This is a genomic window from Pantoea sp. R102 (genome assembly GCF_004916815.1).
GTDB lineage: Bacteria > Pseudomonadota > Gammaproteobacteria > Enterobacterales > Enterobacteriaceae > Pantoea > Pantoea dispersa.
This window is the reverse complement of the sequence record NZ_SDFT01000287.1, coordinates 1-1,963: the sequence shown is the minus strand read 5'-3', so window position 1 is coordinate 1,963 and position 1,963 is coordinate 1. Positions and strand designations below refer to the sequence as shown.

Annotated in this window: 2 protein-coding genes; both read left to right on the top strand. The window is 55.4% G+C overall.

The annotated features are described in order from the left end of the window. Positions 1-369: FMN-binding protein MioC (gene mioC, locus ERD80_RS21800; protein ID WP_136548519.1), on the top strand; the 369-nt coding region annotated here is incomplete at its 5' end. Positions 370-810: 441 nt separating this feature from the next. After that, on the top strand, positions 811-1,963 hold a 1,153-nt coding region (mnmG, locus tag ERD80_RS21795), incomplete at its 3' end, for a tRNA uridine-5-carboxymethylaminomethyl(34) synthesis enzyme MnmG (protein ID WP_136548517.1).

The window sequence follows — 1,963 nt, the reverse complement described above, 5'->3', positions numbered from 1 at the left end:
AAACTGCAGGAAGCGGGCTTTTCAACCGAACTGCTGCACGGACCCGAGCTGGATGAGGTGCCTCAGGAGGGCGTCTGGCTGATTGTCAGCTCAACGCACGGTGCCGGCGAACTGCCGGACAACCTGCTGCCGTTTTATGAAGCGCTGCAGGAGAGCCAGCCGGATCTGTCAGGCGTACGCTTTGGCGCAGTGGGTATCGGTAATCATGAATACGATCTGTTCTGCGGTGCGATCAAACTGCTGGAGACGACGTTAACGCAGCTGGGTGCCAAACGTATTGGCGATCGGCTGGAGATCGACGTGCTGGAACATGAGATTCCGGAAGATCCGGCGGAAGTGTGGGTTGCCAGCTGGCACCCGCAGATTTAAGACGATCTTTGCTGGTCGGGGATCGGGTATTTATGTCGATCCCCAGTTGATTCCGCTGTTTTATCGCCTTTTACCTGCGTCGCTTTGTGGATAAGATCCGTTATTTCATGCGTATAACCAGTAGTTATCCAAAGAACAACCGCTGATGCTTTTTTACGCTGTGTATAAGTAGCAAAGTTGATCTCAGCTTATACGGATCAGGATCACCGATCATTCACAGTAAACGATCCTCGCTAATCCCCTGTTGCCACAGCGCTTTTCCGGGTTATCAACAGACAGGGGCGATCCTAATAAGAGATCTAACAGAGAGATCATATAAAAGACTTAAGATCCTTTCTTTTAAACCGCAGGATCCCGCGACTTTCGCCCTGAACAGAATTTCAGTAGAATCCACCGCCCAGGGCAACGATCCCTGTCCGAACACTAACGAGGACCCACTTCATGTTTTATCCAGATCCTTTTGACGTCATCGTAATCGGTGGTGGTCATGCGGGCACAGAAGCCGCGATGGCCGCTGCCCGAATGGGTCAGCAAACCCTGTTACTCACCCATAATATTGATACGCTGGGACAAATGTCCTGTAACCCGGCGATCGGTGGCATCGGGAAAGGACACCTGGTTAAGGAAGTGGATGCCTTAGGCGGTTTGATGGCCAGCGCGATCGATCAGGCCGGTATTCAGTTTAGGATACTAAACGCCAGCAAAGGCCCGGCGGTGCGTGCCACGCGTGCACAGGCAGACCGGGTACTGTATCGCCAGGCGGTACGCACTGCGCTGGAAAACCAGCCGAACCTGATGATCTTCCAGCAGGCGGTTGATGATCTGATTGTGGAGAACGATCGCGTTGTCGGCGCCGTGACCCAGATGGGCCTGAAGTTCCGGGCGAAAACCGTCGTTCTGACGGTGGGCACTTTCCTGGACGGCAAAATCCACATCGGCCTCGATAACTACAGCGGTGGTCGTGCAGGCGATCCTCCGTCGATTCCGCTGGCTAAACGTCTGCGTGCGCTGCCGCTGCGCGTAAACCGCCTGAAAACCGGTACGCCACCGCGTATCGATGCCCGCACCATCGACTTTTCGGTGCTAACGCCGCAGCACGGGGATGACCCGATGCCGGTGTTCTCGTTTATGGGCCATGCCGGACAGCATCCGCAGCAGGTGCCATGCTGGATAACCCACACCAATGAGCAGACACATGAAGTGATCCGCAATAACCTCGATCGCAGCCCGATGTATGCCGGGATCATCGAGGGGATCGGGCCACGCTACTGCCCGTCGATTGAAGACAAAGTGATGCGCTTTGCCGATCGTAACGCACATCAGATTTTCCTTGAGCCGGAAGGGCTGACCAGCAACGAAATCTACCCGAACGGTATCTCCACCAGCCTGCCGTTTGATGTGCAGATGCAGATCGTGCGCTCGATGAAAGGTCTGGAGAACGCGAAGATCGTGCGCCCGGGCTACGCCATCGAGTACGACTTCTTCGATCCGCGCGATCTCAAGCCGACGCTGGAGAGTAAATTTATCCACGGCCTGTTCTTTGCCGGCCAGATCAACGGCACCACCGGTTATGAAGAAGCGGCGGCGCAGGGGC